The organism is Flavobacterium riviphilum (assembly GCF_055231795.1).
In genome coordinates this window covers 126,128-141,212 of sequence record NZ_JBUYSY010000002.1, presented here as the reverse complement: position 1 = coordinate 141,212, position 15,085 = coordinate 126,128, and the positions used below count along the sequence as shown (strand labels likewise).

Annotated in this window: 15 protein-coding genes; 2 read left to right on the top strand and 13 right to left on the bottom strand. The window is 34.9% G+C overall.

The features are described from left to right. Nucleotides 1-50 precede the first annotated feature (50 nt). The 8 genes from ACZIX2_RS03315 to ACZIX2_RS03280 all read right to left on the bottom strand — a co-directional run bounded on the left by ACZIX2_RS03315 (nucleotide 51) and on the right by ACZIX2_RS03280 (nucleotide 9,725). A complete protein-coding gene (locus ACZIX2_RS03315; RefSeq protein ID WP_463338661.1) occupies nucleotides 51-326 on the bottom strand; it encodes a hypothetical protein in 276 nt (91 codons plus the stop codon). 16 nt (nucleotides 327-342) lie between these two features. Continuing rightward, nucleotides 343-1,638 carry a restriction endonuclease subunit S gene (locus tag ACZIX2_RS03310; RefSeq protein ID WP_463338660.1) on the bottom strand — a complete coding sequence of 432 codons (1,296 nt, stop codon included), beginning with the start codon at nucleotides 1,636-1,638 and terminating at the stop codon, nucleotides 343-345. A gap of 72 nt (nucleotides 1,639-1,710) precedes the next feature. Beyond that, nucleotides 1,711-2,598, bottom strand: a complete 888-nt coding sequence (locus tag ACZIX2_RS03305; RefSeq protein WP_463338659.1) for an ORF6N domain-containing protein — start codon at nucleotides 2,596-2,598, stop codon at nucleotides 1,711-1,713. Nucleotides 2,599-2,671: 73 nt separating this feature from the next. After that, nucleotides 2,672-2,965 carry a hypothetical protein gene (locus tag ACZIX2_RS03300; protein WP_463338658.1) on the bottom strand — a complete coding sequence of 98 codons (294 nt, stop codon included), beginning with the start codon at nucleotides 2,963-2,965 and terminating at the stop codon, nucleotides 2,672-2,674. Nucleotides 2,966-3,018: 53 nt separating this feature from the next. Next, entirely contained in the window at nucleotides 3,019-4,032 is a 1,014-nt protein-coding gene (locus ACZIX2_RS03295) for a PDDEXK nuclease domain-containing protein (RefSeq protein ID WP_463338657.1), read from the bottom strand. After that, nucleotides 4,025-5,650, bottom strand: coding sequence for an HsdM family class I SAM-dependent methyltransferase (locus ACZIX2_RS03290; RefSeq protein ID WP_463338656.1), 1,626 nt, complete (start codon nucleotides 5,648-5,650; stop codon nucleotides 4,025-4,027). Before ACZIX2_RS03290 ends, ACZIX2_RS03295 begins: the two co-directional genes overlap by 8 nt. Before the next feature lie 17 nt (nucleotides 5,651-5,667). Further along, entirely contained in the window at nucleotides 5,668-6,651 is a 984-nt protein-coding gene (gene rhuM / locus ACZIX2_RS03285) for a RhuM family protein (protein WP_463338655.1), read from the bottom strand. Further along, nucleotides 6,651-9,725: a type I restriction endonuclease subunit R gene (locus ACZIX2_RS03280; RefSeq protein WP_463338654.1), complete on the bottom strand. Its 3,075-nt coding sequence runs from the start codon at nucleotides 9,723-9,725 to the stop codon at nucleotides 6,651-6,653. The genes rhuM and ACZIX2_RS03280 overlap by 1 nt, the downstream gene beginning before the upstream one ends. Nucleotides 9,726-10,633: 908 nt before the next feature. On the opposite strand from ACZIX2_RS03280, the gene ACZIX2_RS03275 reads away from it, so the two are divergent. Continuing rightward, on the top strand, nucleotides 10,634-10,993 hold the full coding sequence (locus ACZIX2_RS03275) for a hypothetical protein (protein ID WP_463338653.1): 360 nt from the start codon (nucleotides 10,634-10,636) through the stop codon (nucleotides 10,991-10,993). A 69-nt stretch (nucleotides 10,994-11,062) separates the two neighbouring features. Here the strand turns inward: ACZIX2_RS03275 and ACZIX2_RS03270 are convergent, their stop codons facing one another. The 5 genes from ACZIX2_RS03270 to ACZIX2_RS03250 all read right to left on the bottom strand — a co-directional run bounded on the left by ACZIX2_RS03270 (nucleotide 11,063) and on the right by ACZIX2_RS03250 (nucleotide 13,556). Beyond that, nucleotides 11,063-11,554 carry a hypothetical protein gene (locus tag ACZIX2_RS03270; RefSeq protein WP_463338652.1) on the bottom strand — a complete coding sequence of 164 codons (492 nt, stop codon included), beginning with the start codon at nucleotides 11,552-11,554 and terminating at the stop codon, nucleotides 11,063-11,065. Nucleotides 11,555-11,565: 11 nt separating this feature from the next. Then, nucleotides 11,566-11,898, bottom strand: a complete 333-nt coding sequence (locus ACZIX2_RS03265) for a hypothetical protein (RefSeq protein ID WP_463338651.1) — start codon at nucleotides 11,896-11,898, stop codon at nucleotides 11,566-11,568. Between the two features lie 215 nt (nucleotides 11,899-12,113). Then, nucleotides 12,114-13,037, bottom strand: a complete 924-nt coding sequence (locus ACZIX2_RS03260) for a HipA domain-containing protein (protein ID WP_463338650.1) — start codon at nucleotides 13,035-13,037, stop codon at nucleotides 12,114-12,116. Further along, nucleotides 13,030-13,344 carry a HipA N-terminal domain-containing protein gene (locus ACZIX2_RS03255; protein WP_463338649.1) on the bottom strand — a complete coding sequence of 105 codons (315 nt, stop codon included), beginning with the start codon at nucleotides 13,342-13,344 and terminating at the stop codon, nucleotides 13,030-13,032. The genes ACZIX2_RS03260 and ACZIX2_RS03255 overlap by 8 nt, the downstream gene beginning before the upstream one ends. Continuing rightward, nucleotides 13,341-13,556: a helix-turn-helix domain-containing protein gene (locus ACZIX2_RS03250; RefSeq protein WP_463338648.1), complete on the bottom strand. Its 216-nt coding sequence runs from the start codon at nucleotides 13,554-13,556 to the stop codon at nucleotides 13,341-13,343. The genes ACZIX2_RS03255 and ACZIX2_RS03250 overlap by 4 nt, the downstream gene beginning before the upstream one ends. Before the next feature lie 539 nt (nucleotides 13,557-14,095). Between ACZIX2_RS03250 and bla the strand changes: the two genes are divergently transcribed. Then, nucleotides 14,096-15,004 (top strand): class A beta-lactamase, subclass A2, encoded by a 909-nt coding sequence (gene bla / locus ACZIX2_RS03245; RefSeq protein WP_463338647.1) that lies wholly within the window; start codon nucleotides 14,096-14,098, stop codon nucleotides 15,002-15,004. Nucleotides 15,005-15,085: the final 81 nt, after the last annotated feature.

Below are 15,085 nucleotides of genomic sequence, written 5' to 3'. Positions count from 1 at the left end.
CATCATAGGCAATAACAAATCGCTAAGCTATTGGGTTTTGCAAATCACACTCAATCCCTCATCACCATCGTAATCTCTTCAATTTCCCATTCTGAGGTAATGACTCCAGAAGCGACATTTTGTATTTTGCAGCCCAAACCATCAAAAAAGTAATAAAAGGCCACTTGACCGTTTACTTTTAAAACGCCGTTTTGTATGTCTTCTTTCAGTTTTAAACGCCATGTTCTGCCAAGTTCCGGTGCAGTAAAAACTAAATATTGAGGATATTTTCCGGTTTTTTCAAACTCAAACATTCCTCCTTGTTGTATGGTTAGCTTAAAATCCAATGCCGATGTGCTTTTTTTAGTTTTTATACTTTTCTACTTCCTCCGCAACCATCCTCAACTCGCTATCCTCAACCTCATAACCACCCACACTCACCTGCCCATTCATCAACATAGGCAACAACCAATCGCGAAGCGAAGCAAGTTCTTGGTTTTCTTTGAGATTCTTTTCTTTTTTGATTTGAATTGGCTTCATAAAATCGTAGAATTTCTCTGCTAATTCACTAGGTGGAATTACAGCATAATGTGAACTTACAAATGATTCAAACAATAAATTTTTAATACCACTTGTTTTTCCTTCATAACCAAATAAGACTCCTGCATCATAAATACTGTTCCACTGATACACGAAGTTGTAAAAATATTTATAGTCTTTTAAAGTAACCGCTTTACAGAAATTAGAACATATAATTGGAGCATCAAAACGATCTAACGTACACTCTGTTATATAAGCTAATCTACCTGTAGATTGTGTAGGACTACCACCAGATATCTCAACAACCAAATCATGAGGATCCAAAACTTTATGTAAGTTCTTTTCTAAAATATAACGTTCAGGTGATTTTACTTCTCCTTTTCCATTTAATCCGTTTATATCCGCACCTCTAATGCAATATACTTTTTGATTGTAATTTCCTTCTAGTTGTTCTTTTCCCCAATCACCGCTTTTATCATTTTTTATCCAATAAGATAAGGTATCAACCTCCCACCCTTCAGGAATCTCTCTTTTCAATGCTTCATTCCAAACCATTTTACCGCCGGAAGATTTATATGGCTTCCCCACCCCAGCCCTCCCCGAAGGAGAGGGAGTTGGAAAATCAAACTGTACAAACCAATAGTCATACAGCGTTTTGGCCATCGCTTCTAACTCGGCGTTGATTTTGTTGTTCAACTCGATTTTGGCATCTAAATCAGAAAGGACTTTGGAGATTTTTTTTTGGGTAGATAATGAAGGTAATTTTACTTTAATACTGTAATACACACCAAAAGTCATACTTGGCACACCTGTTCCAGAATTTAAATAGCTTAAATCTAATTGCTTTAAATAATGATATAAGTATAATGGATTTGCTTTATTTTTATTAATTATAGTGTAATAAATTGTGTCAACAGTCCAAAAGGGTTTATTTGTAAATTGAATATTACTTAATGTTCCTTTTCTTGGTAATAAAATACTTTCATCATTATAGATTGCTTGATTAACATAACGCATTAATCCACCACTCCCAAAAACAGGAATATTACCGTTGGGTAAATGTTTATGGTCTCTACCATTTTTTATTTGAAGCAATTCTTCTAAAAAGTATTCATTCATATTTTTGTAGTTTTCAAATTATTCTGAACTCCCACTATTCTCGAAATAGTCATCCTGCTATTTGTTGTTATTTTATTTCTGTTCATCGTTTAGTTTGTTAAGTATGGCAAGGCTATGGGTATCCATTTTAGAAAAAGCAAACCATTTTTTGCCCAAATCTTTTAGAGAAGCACCAATGTGGTACGTCATACTATCGTCTATAATCAAGAAGCGATCGTGTGCGGTATTCAGTTCTTTTAGTATGATGGGGCTATATTGGAAGTTGTGTTTCTCCAAATCTAATTTCAGTTCCTTGCTTATGTTTTTAGTATAAAGGGTAACGGTAACGTTTTCATTTCTTTTGAGTAACAGTGTGAGCGTGGTATCGTCTACATAATTATCTATCAATACAATATTTTTAGTGGCTTTGCGAATCAAATCGGATACAAAATGATAGGCATCAAAAACTTGTCCTTCAAAGAAGATTCCTTTTTCTGGAATGGTATCTTTACTTTCTAAAGCTTTGAAAATACGTTCAAACTTTTCATCTGTTTCCAGTTGTTTGTGTTCGAGTTTTTTAATGCGTAAATCGGAAAGACTGTTTTGTGCCATAGTTTTTCGCATCGCTACAAAGGCATTCATTATATTGATACTTATTTTGATGGCCACACTGCTACGAATCACTGCCGAGAGCATCGCTATTCCTTGTTCGGTAAAAGCATAAGGCAATGTTGATGAATGTTTTAGGGTCTTGAACCGGTCGCAATTTGCGACCAGTTCAATAAATTCGTTATCGTTCAATTGAAATCGAAAAGTGTCGGGAAAGCGTTCACTGTTTCTTTTCACTTGCTCGTTCAACCTTTTGTTTTCTACACCATACATTTCTGCTAAATCACGATCTATCATTACCTGAAGTCCTCGAAATGTAAAAATGCGATTTTCTACTTCTTGCTGTGAAATTAGTTGATCATCTTGCTGCATATAGTAATGATTTTGAAAGAAATACCATGTTGGTTTCCCGTTATCCAACCGAAATAATGGCGTCGAGGTTGTACTATTTAACTTTTATTTCTTGAGTTTTTCCCTCTATTGCCCCGTGTGAAGTGGTATGTTCCAAAATGGAACTCACCACATTTTCTTGTAATTCACCCGACTCAAAAATATTTTTAAGGTGCTTTGTTACCGCTGGTCGTTGTACTCCAAACAACTGCGCCATTTTATCCTGAGTGAGCCAAATATTTTCATCTTTTAGAAAAATTTCCACTTTAACACCTCCGTTTGGGGTGCTGTACAGTAAAAACTCGGTAAATGAATGCTCTGAATCTGTTTTGGTTATTTTTTTACTCATATCGCAACCCTTTCAAATTATTTTGTAGCTTCTTTTTCATGTTCATTTTCACTCTACTCAATTCTGTTTCGTTCAATTCGTTCTTTGGCTTCTATTAACAGTTGGTGTATTTTAGCTTCCAACTCAGCTTTTGGAGGTAATACGGTCCAATATTCTGCTACCATAATTCCGTCTTTATGCATTTCTAGTAATTCTACTTGCTCATTATTACTTTCAGCACAAAGTATAACTCCAATGGGTTCGTTCTCGCCATCTTGCTTTTCGTATTTATTGAGCCATTTCAGGTACAAGTCCATTTGACCTTTATGTGATGCTTCAAACTTGCCTAGCTTTAATTCTATAGCAACCAATCGTTTAAGTTTTCGATTATAAAACAAAAGGTCTAAATAAAAATCGTCCCCGTCTATTATCATTCGTTTTTGGCGTTCCATAAAGGCAAAACCTTTACCTAACTCTAATATAAAACTTTCCAATTCTTGCAAAATAGCACGTTCTAAATCATTTTCTAAATAGGTGTTGTTTAAATTCAGAAAGTCTAATAAATAGGGATCTTTAAACGTATTTTGCAATTCAGAAGGAAATTTCGATAGTTGTATGTTGGCAATTTCTTTTCGTTCAAAGGCTTTTCTAGAAATTTGTTGGCGAAGTTCTCTTTTTCCCCAAGCTTCCTCAACTACTTTTTGAGCATAATACAATTTTGCTTCTAAAGATTTTAAAGGGATTAGAATCAAAAAATGAGACCAAGTTAATTGTCGTGCCAGTGGCACGACAATTTCAAAATCTGGAAATTGTTCAGAAAACTGAATCATTCTCCTTATATTTCGTTGTTCAAAATTTCTACCATAATGTTTTTCTAATTGTGCCGAAACTGAAGCAACAATTGCTTTTCCATAAGCTGCGCGCTCATTATGTAATATTTCGTCATTTATTCGTTTGCCAACCTGCCAAAACAAGAGGGTAAGCGTGCTGTTTGCTGTAGCAGTAATGCGCTGTTTACTTTGCTCAATTAATGATGAGAGTTCGTTAAATAAACGGTCGTTATTTGTTTTATCGATACTATCACTCATACTTTAGCCCTTTCAAATTATTTTGAATTTCCGTTTCCAAGGTTTTACTTTCGGCAAACAAATGCGCTAAATTACTTTCAAAGGCTTTCATTTTGTCCTCAAATTCCTTTGGAGTGATATCGGTATATTCAATTTTTACTTCAAAATATTGTCCAGCACTTAGGGAGTAGTTTTTGGCTTTGATATCGTCATACGAAACCACCACCGAGAAATCTTCCTTGGCTTCGTGCTTGTTGAATGTATCAATAATATCATCTTCTTCCTCGGGTGACAATACTGTTTTTTGATTTTTACCCTCTTTTACGGTAGTTCCCAATTTAGAAGCGTCCATCAACACAATATCGCCTTTGCTGTTTTCCTTATCCAAAAACAAAATAGAAACGTTGGTTCCTGTAGTGGCAAAAATATTAGAGGGCATACTTACCACCCCGCGCAACATTTTGCGTTCCACCATTTGCTCGCGTATTTTGCGTTCAATACCGCTTTGTGCCGTGATAAATCCCGTAGGTACTACAATAGCCGCTTTTCCTTTGGCGGTTAGCGAATACATAATGTGCTGTACAAATAAGGGATAAATGGCCATGCCTTCTTTTTTGGCTTTGGGTACATTGGGTAATCCTGCAAAAAAGCGTTCGTGGTTTTCTTTACTGTCCAAATCGGCCACATAATCGGAGAAATCCAACTTAAACGGCGGATTACTCACAATGTAATCAAACTGCTGTAAACGTCCGTTTTTGTCTTTGTGGTACGGTTCTAATATGGTGTTTCCTTTTACAATATTCGGAATCGAGTGCACCAAATCGTTCAAGATTAAATTCAGTCGCAACAAGTTGGATGATTTTTGCGAAATATCCTGCGAATAAACCGTACACTTGTCTTCGCCAATTTCGTGGGCCAAATTCATCAACAAGGTTCCCGATCCGGCCGAAGGATCATAACAGGTAACATTGCTTACTTCGCCATGTACCAAACAACGCGCCATGATTTTGGCTACAGCATGTGGGGTAAAGTATTCGGCATATTTTCCGCCACTGTTGGTGTTGTAATCTTTAATTAAATATTCGAAGATGGTGGCGTAAAAATCAAACTTCTGATGAAAGATGTTTTCAAAACTAAAATGCACCAGTTTGTTGATTATGGCTTTGCAAAACTCATCTCGTTTATCGGTTACATATTTACTGATGTTTTCAAACAAGACAATCTTTTCGCCGCCTTCGGTTACTACCGAGAAAATGCTGCTGTTTTGTTTGGCGATATCCAATAAAGTAGCATCAAATATATCGGCAAATTTTGGTTCGTTTTGTCGGTCAAATAAGCTCGAAATCAACTGATCCGGATGCAGGTTTGCGGTGCTTTCGCTCATTTGCATCGTTAGCATCTCGTAGTCGTCTGGGCTATAAGCGCGTAAGGCTTTTTCCCAATCTTTGGTTTCGGCAATTTTGGGATCCAGTTGTTTTACTTCGTGAACAAATTTATCGTTCAGAAATTTATATAAAAAGACTTGGGTGATAATCTTAAATTCATTGCCGTCATTTCCCAATCCGTAATTGGCACAAACGCTTTTCAGGTCGTCAATTAAGGCTTTGGTTTGCTTTTCAAATTGTAATGCTGTAGTCATTCTATATGTATTCGTGTTTAATTTTTATTGTTAATCAAATTCACCACTAATTTAATCATGATGTCTTTTTCGTCTGATTTGCTTTCGGCAATCATAATGGTAATCGCTACTAAAGCATTATCACCAATACGTTTGTTGCCATTTTCGTTAAGTAATTTGTTGTTTATATCCAGAAAGTAGATAAACAAACCAGCTGCTATACGTTTGTTGCCATCGGAAAACGAATGGTTTTTCACCACAAAATACAGGAGGTTTGCTGCTTTTTCTTCGAGTGAAGGATATAAATCAATACCGTCAAAGGTTTGGTAAATCGTTTCCAAAGAACTTTTAAACGATTGGTCTTTTTCGTTTCCAAACAGCTTTCCGCTATTTTGAAAATCTCTCCAAATACTTATTTGCCTGATGGCTTCTTCATAAGAAAGTCTTGTAGTTACTTTTTCCGAAGTGTCGCTATCGATGGTTAATTTTTGATGGTCGTATTTGTCTAAGGTTTCAAGCGCATAGGCGTATTGTTCGATTACGCGTAAGATTCCTTTAGCTTCCGAAGAGGTTAAGGTTTCAATATTCCCTGCATTTGCGGCTAGTTGTATAGCTTGTTGCAAATCGGAATATTTGTAATTGAGTTCTTTTAATCTTTTTTCATTTAGCGCATAACCTTGTACCAAATAATCTTTAAGCCGTTGGGTTGCCCATTGTCGAAATTGGGTTGCGCTTTTAGAATTTACTCTATATCCAACTGATAATATCATATCGAGATTATAGAGTTTCATCTTTCTTAATTTACCATCAGCTGCAACCTGTTCCAAAATGGAACAGGTTGCAGTTTCTTGTAATTCTTCTGCTTTATAGATATTTTGAATATGCTTTACAATTGCCGGCCTATTTACTGTAAACAATGAAGCAATGGTATGGGCATCTAGCCAAACAGTATCTTGTTCAAACCGTACTTTTACTTCTGTTTGATTATCTTTAGTTTTAAAAATTTCTATTTGTTGCTCCATTATACTACTCTGCCGTAAAATTCATTCATATATTCTTTCACAATCATTCCGTTGATACGCTTAGAAGTAGCGGCATCCAATGGAATGTGCTGTTTGTTTTTAAACTGATCGATCACCAAGCGCATCATCATGCGTTCTACAAAACTTTCGTTTTCCAACATTTTTGAATTTTGAAGAATTTGTTGGTCGACTTCTTTTTTCAACCCTTGCAAAGCTTCAAACAACCTACTTTCGCTATCCGTTAACGGGTCTTTTTCCATCAGGCGTTTATGCAGTCGGGCATATTTTTCGTCATTATCATATTTGGCACGCAACAATTGGTTTTTGCGTTCCAGTTCTTTGGCTTGGTGGTATATGGCTTCCAAGGCTTTAATATTGGCTTCCATTTCTTCTTTGGAAACTTCGCTCAAATTTTTCTTTTTAAACAATCGTTCCAATTCTTCTTTCAATGAAATAAACATCGGATCTTTTTGATCAAAATTACCACCGAGCATTTCTCTGGTCTTTTGCAAAGTGGTTTTGAGTTCATCGGCCAAAACCATTTCTTCTTCTTTCACTTTTACAAAAGCAAACAAAACGTCTTCGAGTGCAATGTTAAGCAAATTGGAAGTATCGACATTACTTTCTAACGCTTCTTTGGTGTTAATTAACGTCAAATGATTGTTGGCTTCTCTTGCTAATACTGTAAGTTTATGAAAATCCAATTGTTCCAGTAATTCATAATTTCCTGATAAGCGAATCAGATTATACAAATTCTTGGCATTGTTTAAAGCTTTGGTAATTTGCAACATAATGCCACGGTCTTTAATCTGTGAGATTTGCTGCGAAAAGATCTCGGCATTCTGAATATTATAATGAAACAGGACGTCTTTTATTTCCTGAATTTCCTGATTGATTTCTTCCTGAGATTTAAACAAATCCGAGTAGTGCTGCATCTCATCGCCCAACTCCGATTGCAGTTCGTTAAAGTAATCCTGATTGGTTTTATCAAACTCTTTCTGAATATCAGCAAAATCTACTACATAACCATAACGAAAATCTTTATAGGTTCGGTTAACACGGGTTAAGGTTTGCAACAGATTGTGTGCTTTAATGACGCGCCCAATGTATAATTTCTTCAATCTAGGAGCGTCAAAACCGGTTAAAAGCATGTTATACACAAACAATAAATCGATATGGCCATCCTTAAATTGATCTACTTCGTTTTTACGATCATCTTTGGTTCCTATATCATGCAAAATAACAGCAGCCTTCGTTACACGACTTTCATTTTTCTTATTGTCGCCATAGCTTTGTTTTGGTTCTGCGGCCATTAAAAGACCTTCCGTTCCATTCTTTTGCTCCGCATATTTTGTCTGAAAAATTTCATACAACATTTTAGCCTGTTCCGAAGAATCACAAACCACCATACCACCAATCGTATTGTCATTCATAGTAATTCGGGCTTTTTTAAAATCCTGTACGATGTAATCCAGCATTGGCTCTACAAACTTCGGATGGGCGTACACCAGTTTTTTGTCGGCATTCCCTTTTAAAATATCAATTTCCTCTAGCGTTTGCTTTAAAGCCAAACGGTAATTGGTTTCAATTTCTTCGCGAATTAAACGCAAGGTATAACCATCAGCAATAGATGAATTGTAATAATACTTGTGAATATAACCGCCAAAAAGTGATTTCGAGTTGTAATCTGTACCCAATAAAGGGGTTCCAGTAAGTCCGATTTTAATCGCGTTCCTATCCGATTCGTTCAGGTTGGCTAAAAAACTTCCTTTCGGATTATAACTTCTGTGTACTTCATCCATAAAATACACGCGCTGAACATTCAGGTTATAATCGGTATTACGAACTACATTCGGATCATCTTGAAATTTTTGGATATTTACCACCGTAATTTCAGGCTTTCCGGAATTGTTATGAATAACACTCGTCGATTTTATGTCCTTTGAGAATTCTTCGCGCGAATTGATATTATGAACGACCAACCCACGGCTTTTAAACTCTTTTCCGGCCTGAATTAATAAATCCAAACGATCCACAATAAAGTAAAACTTTGGTACGATATTTTTCTCCCGAAAATAGTTCGTCAAATATTTTACATTGTAATACGTAAGGGCTGTTTTTCCACTTCCTTGTGTATGCCAAATAATTCCATTTTTTTCGCCGGCATCAAGTTTAGCTTCAATAGCTTTAGTAGCAAAGAGCTGCGGATAACGCATGATGTGTTTTTGCAAACCGCTTGATTCTTTTACGTAGGCAATTCCATATTGTAAAACAAATGCCAATCGCTCTTTTTGAAACAAGGAAGTACAAATTCGATTGGTTGGAGTATTCGGATTTTTATTGGTTATAAATTCATCCGAATGTTTAATCCCAACTAAGTTATTATCTTTTAAAACCGTTGTTTCAACAGAATCGTCAACTTCTGAAAGGATCTGATTCAAATCGAAAGTTGCCTCTTCTCTGAAATAATTAAAAATCGGTTTGTAATATGAAGTCGTAGCATAAAAAGCTCCTTCAATTGGCAATGGAGAACTATTGTCATATTCCATGTTATTGGAAAAAACCATTAATTGGGTAATATTTACAAACGGTCGGAATTTCTTATTTTGGAATCGGGTTTGTATACGCTTGTGTTCTGCTAAAATACCGTCTTGATTGTTTGGTTTTTTAACTTCAATAAAAACCAAAGGCATCCCGTTAATGAGTAAAACAATATCCGGTCGGAATTCCTCATCATCTTTTTTATACGTCAGTTCTGTAACAACATGAAAAGAGTTATTATTGAAATCTTCAAAATCTATCAAACGAATTCCAGACTGATCTATGACTTTTTCATAAAAAGCTTTTCCTAAATCTTCATTTTCTAAACACAAAGCCACATCGTCATACACCCGATCTAAATCACCATCACTCAACTCCGGGTTTAATCGTTTCACTGCATCATGAAAAATATCGGTAAAAATATTAGTGGATTCATCCCATTTTTGAGAAGGTAATGAAATATATTCATAACCTAATCGCATTAAATGCAGTATGGTAGGGATTTTTACCCTGGAATCTTCGTTGAATTTCATTTATCGGGGCAGAGTTAGCTTAAATTTCTCAAACATAAAGATAAAAAAACACTTAAACAATCACTAAATTTAGTGATGTTACTGTTATAATAATCTGACTATTCTCTTTCCTGAAAATTTAAACTAAATTCAAATGTCTAACAAACCCAAAAAACAACCCATTAAAATAAAGATACATTTTCAACCGGTAAAACAGTATAAAATTGAGTAAAATTCAAATGAAGGATACTAACCTTATAAACGACTAAAATTTTCATAGTACAAAAAAGCTTTAAAATTTGGCCTAGTAGTAGTTGTAGTAAATTGTACAATAACTACTATTGTATCCAATTCTTACACAGCGAATATAATTACAATTAAATTTTCATAGTAATTTTATAGAATTATTAAAAAAAGATAACCCCCAGAGAGACCATATCGCATATCGCGATATGCGTTATCAAATAAAAAGTTTTCAAACTCACTCCAGACATAACAAATCAGAATATTTAACTATTAAATAGTCTGGCTAAGAGAAAGTACATCGAACTTCATTTAAAGACATAAAAAACAGAATATATTTACAAAATACACCTCAAAAACGAACAAACCCCTATAAACACTAGGATCTTACTTTCCCAAACAAAAATTAGCACAAAAATTAGCCTAAAAAAATTACTTTTCTAGATGTAACCAAAAACCTCAAAAATTTTAAAAGAGAAAGAATTATTGTATTAACAACTTCTTAAAACCTTGAACTACAAGACATAAAATTAGGATTAATTACAAGATAGATAACAATTGATGTGTTTTTATCAAAAAAATAACTAATTTTACAATAAAAATATAATTTGATGTACCCAAACTGTACCTCATAACCTCTTAAGTACTGTAAAATAAAGATTTCTAAATTCTGTATCGGGAAGTAAATGACTCCACAAGACTTAATCGGAACTTACTCCATTTCAGGAAGCAATCAGGAAGCGAACAATGCTATTACTTATCATGGTGTTTTAACGCTAACATTAGACGAGCACCATCGAATCCAAGCCCACTGGTTGATAAACGATGAGCAAGTACAAACGGGTTCTGGATTTTTCAAAAACAATATTTTAGTCATCAATTTTAAATACAAGGGAGCCGATAAAGTCACCTACAAAGGCGTTGCGGTCTATCAATGCATTACCAAAGATGTTTTGGATGGTTTTTGGTCTGAAAAACACGGTGACCCACTCTATTTAGGCAGCGAACGTTGTCTAAGAATAAATGCTCATGAAATTTTAAATTAATGACAAGGATTTACGGGCAGGCCATTCACTGTAAGCACACAGATTTTAGGCAATAAACTAAAATGAAGATTATTCCTCATCACCAAAAAAATCATTGGGATCAAAGGGAATATCTTCATCCGGGTCTTTATCATGTGCGCTTACTCCTGGAGGGTTAAACAAGCCCCAATCGTCCTTAATATAATTCCATGGGTCAAAATTTTCTACCCAGTCAATGAACAACAACCGAAATTCTTCGATTGTATTTCGTAGCAATTCGATATAATCTTTATCCATAATTGAGTCGTCGAATCGCAAACTACCGGCTTGCACATACAATTCTCTTGCCGCTTTGCGGATTAACGTTGCATTTTCCATTTTCAAATCGTACAAATCAATGCCCTGTACACCCGCGATTTTAGCAGGTAGTAACAAGGCATTTTCCATCATGTAGCGCACGGTGGTTTCCTGTAAAAACTCATTTTCAGCGGGTACAATTGCCACTAATCCCATGGTTATTTTTAAAATTTGCTCTGCTTTTTGGTATAAAGGCATTTGCTGTAATTCATCGCGATTTGACATCTTTTTTTTATTTAATGATCATCATCGAAGAGATGTTTAGTACTCAAATCTTGTACCCAATCAGAAATTTCAAAACTAAACCATTCGCAAAAGGTTTTGAAATCTCTTTTTTGTGGCCAATCCTGTTCCTCTGTCCAAATACTATCTAATTCTTCTATAAAAATTTGCTTGAAATATTTTTTTAAGTGTTTTTCGGCATCTTCAAAATCTGGATTGGTAAGATAGGCATGTGATTCGCCTACAACATTTATCTCCAAAGGGAATTCTGGTGTTAAGCCATTCGCCCAATCTACAAAAGGTTGTTTTGGCGTAATGGTAATAGCGCTTCTATTTAATATTTCCATTTTTTTTCTTTTTATAATTTTCTCCTTCCTTCGCAACCATCCTCAACTCGTTATCCTCAACTCGCTATCCTCAACCTCATAACCGCCCAAACTCACTTGCCCATCCATTAACATAGCTAATAACCTATCCCGAAGCGAAGAGAGTTCTTAATTTCCCCAAACATAACCATAAAAACACACTAAAAACAATCACTAAATCAAGTGATATTTATGTCTTAAAACCTGCTTATTCTCTCTGATAAAAGTTTCAGATATTTTTCTTTCATGTCATCGGACAAAAAAGAAATTTCAATCAATTCATTCCATTCTGAAAGACATTTAATCATATTTGTCAAAATCGAATCAACAGTTTTATCCGAAAGGCCTAAACGTTCTTTAGCATAGTAATTTATGAAATCCGCTTTTTTTAAATTACTTTTCTTTCCATTTAAAGTAAGTGCCATTTCCTCTTCAGGTTTTTTAATAGCTATTGAGGAATTCAAAAAATCGTAAACGGGTGTCAATGTCGTTTTACCTCCTTTGGTGATTAATGAAAAGTTTTTAAGATGCATGTCTTCATTTCCAGTGATGAAACAAAACACAACTCTTTTAAAAAAATCGGCTTTTTCGATAGCTGGAAATGTGCAGAACTCATCCATAACATTTACTATCTTTTCCATAGTAAAGCGGTATTTGGTATCTCTTGTATTTCCAGTTAACTGCGCAAAATCTTCCGTGGCAACTTTTTTACCTTTTCCGTAGCGATCAAAACGCTTTATAAAATACGACAAACTACCATCTTTAGCATAAACCATTCCGTGAAAAGGAACGTCCAGTCCGTATTTTTTAGCCATACGCATGGTTACATCTTCGTTTTCTGGTAACTCTGGAAACAAATCATTTTGCGGTTTGATAATATAGTTTCCAAATTGATCTACTATTTCAAAACCTTGATTTACTACAGAAACAATAGCGCTTAACTTGGGTTGAACACCTTGAATGGATATTTTTTTGGCTCTGTTTGCTGCTTCTTGTCGCAGTTCGGCAGCAGTAAAAGGCAAATCGTTAACATGCGTCATTTTAGGTGACAGTAAACGGAGCCCTTTATTACTATACTTTTCAGAACCACATAATTCGTAAGTTATCGGACATCTATTCATCTTCCATTCCCTTTACGGTTACTGATCCAACCAAATCGTTTCCTGTTGCTATCAATTGAGACATATAGTCTTTCTTATCTATTTTTCCAATACGCAGCATACCTTCCAACAGTACACCTTCAGGTAATAAACCATCAAAGAAAGGAGGAAAATGAGGAAATGAATGTTTTTTTTGTTGCAAAGACATCGTCAAAGACACGACTTCCCCCTGATAATCGTCATCATAAGTAAACGAGTATATCTGAGCACTCTCTTCACACAATATTCCAGCTCGTTTTCCATGCACAAACACTATTGCTTTTCTCATAATTGTCTATTTAATGGACTTTTAAAAACAATTTCAATATTTAAAACTTTCAGCACAGCACTAAGATTATTCCATCGCACAGATTCCTTATTTTTTTCTATATCAAAAACCGTAGTCTTACCTACTCCAGCTAGATTAGCCAGTTCCAACTGTGTTAAACCAGCTTGTTTACGATGCTCTTTTACGAATTCACCAAGATTAAAACCATTCATTTTTTACCGCTTAAGCAGTAAATTTATGTTTTTTATTAGACAAAACAAAGAAACACAATACAAATATCTTTTTTTACCGCTATAACAGTAAATAATAATGTTTATATTCGTTTAGTCTTTTAAATAATTAAACCACATTCATATTACCGTTATTACAGTAAAAACAGATTGCAAGTATATTCAAACTAATCAATAGATTAACTTTAAGTAATGATCACAACATCTATCATCCTATTTTATTAAGCGCTGTAGTTGTTTCGAATATTACAACAACTGACATTCCATCTTAATCTTGCAAAGCGAATATAGTTACCAATAAATTTTCATAGTAAGTTATAGAATTATTGAAAACAGATATAACCTATACGAACGATATCGCATATTGCGATGTGCGGTATTAAAACCAAACAAAGTAATAACTTAAACCTTAAGTAGTGGATTAACAAATTAGATCCGAAAAACTCGGACTTTTTAATACATTTGTTTCAAAACTTTAGACCATTGCTATTCAACTAATCCTGATTTATCTATCCAAGTTTATGAGATCAATTCAATATTTTTGTTGGATTCTTTTACTTTTAGCCAACGCAATGTCTTGGGGTCAAAACCTTGAGGAGCTTCGACACAAAATCACTACAATTATCAACTCCAAAAATGCTGTAGTGGGTGTGGCAATCAGTGGCAAAAATCCTAAGGACACACTATCTATAAATAATGATAAGCATTTCCCATTACAAAGTGTTTTCAAATTTCATATTGCCTTGGCCGTCTTGGACCAAGTGGATCAAAGAAAACTGTCACTAGATACCCCTATCACTATTTCTAAACAAGCGCTTTTACCTAATTTTTGGAGTCCACTAAAAGATGAATTCCCCAAAGGAGGTACTTTTCCTATTTCAAAACTACTTACTTACGCCGTGACAAGCAGCGATAATGTAGCTTGTGATGCCTTGTTGCAATGGGTGGGTGGTCCGCAGCAGGTGGAACATTTTTTAAAATCTAAAGGCATTTCGAATTTTGCAATTACATACAACGAAGAAGTAATGCAATCCAATTGGGATTACCAATTTAAAAACTGGACCACACCCAAAGCCGCTGTACAAACTTTGCAGCTTTTTTATAAAAACTCCCCCAAATTACTTTCAAAATCGAATCACACATTTTTGTGGAACACGATGAAAGCCACTCAAACCGGAAAAAACAGACTGAAAGGCTTATTACCTAAAGGAGTTGAAGTAGCACATAAAACAGGTACCTCTGGCACAAACAAAGAAGGCATTACCGCTGCAGTTAATGATATTGGAATTGTTTTTTTTCCTAACGGAAATTATGTAGCCATTTGTGTCTTGGTCAGTCAATCCAAAGAAAATGAAGCTACAAATGAAAAAATCATCGCCGAGATTGCCAAAACAACTTGGGACTACTACATGACACAAAGTCCAAAATAAGCTCAGCCTTTAATTGTATGTTATAAAATAAGCAAAAAAAGCTTTTCCTTGTAAATCCAATAAACTAATGCAAAAACCTAT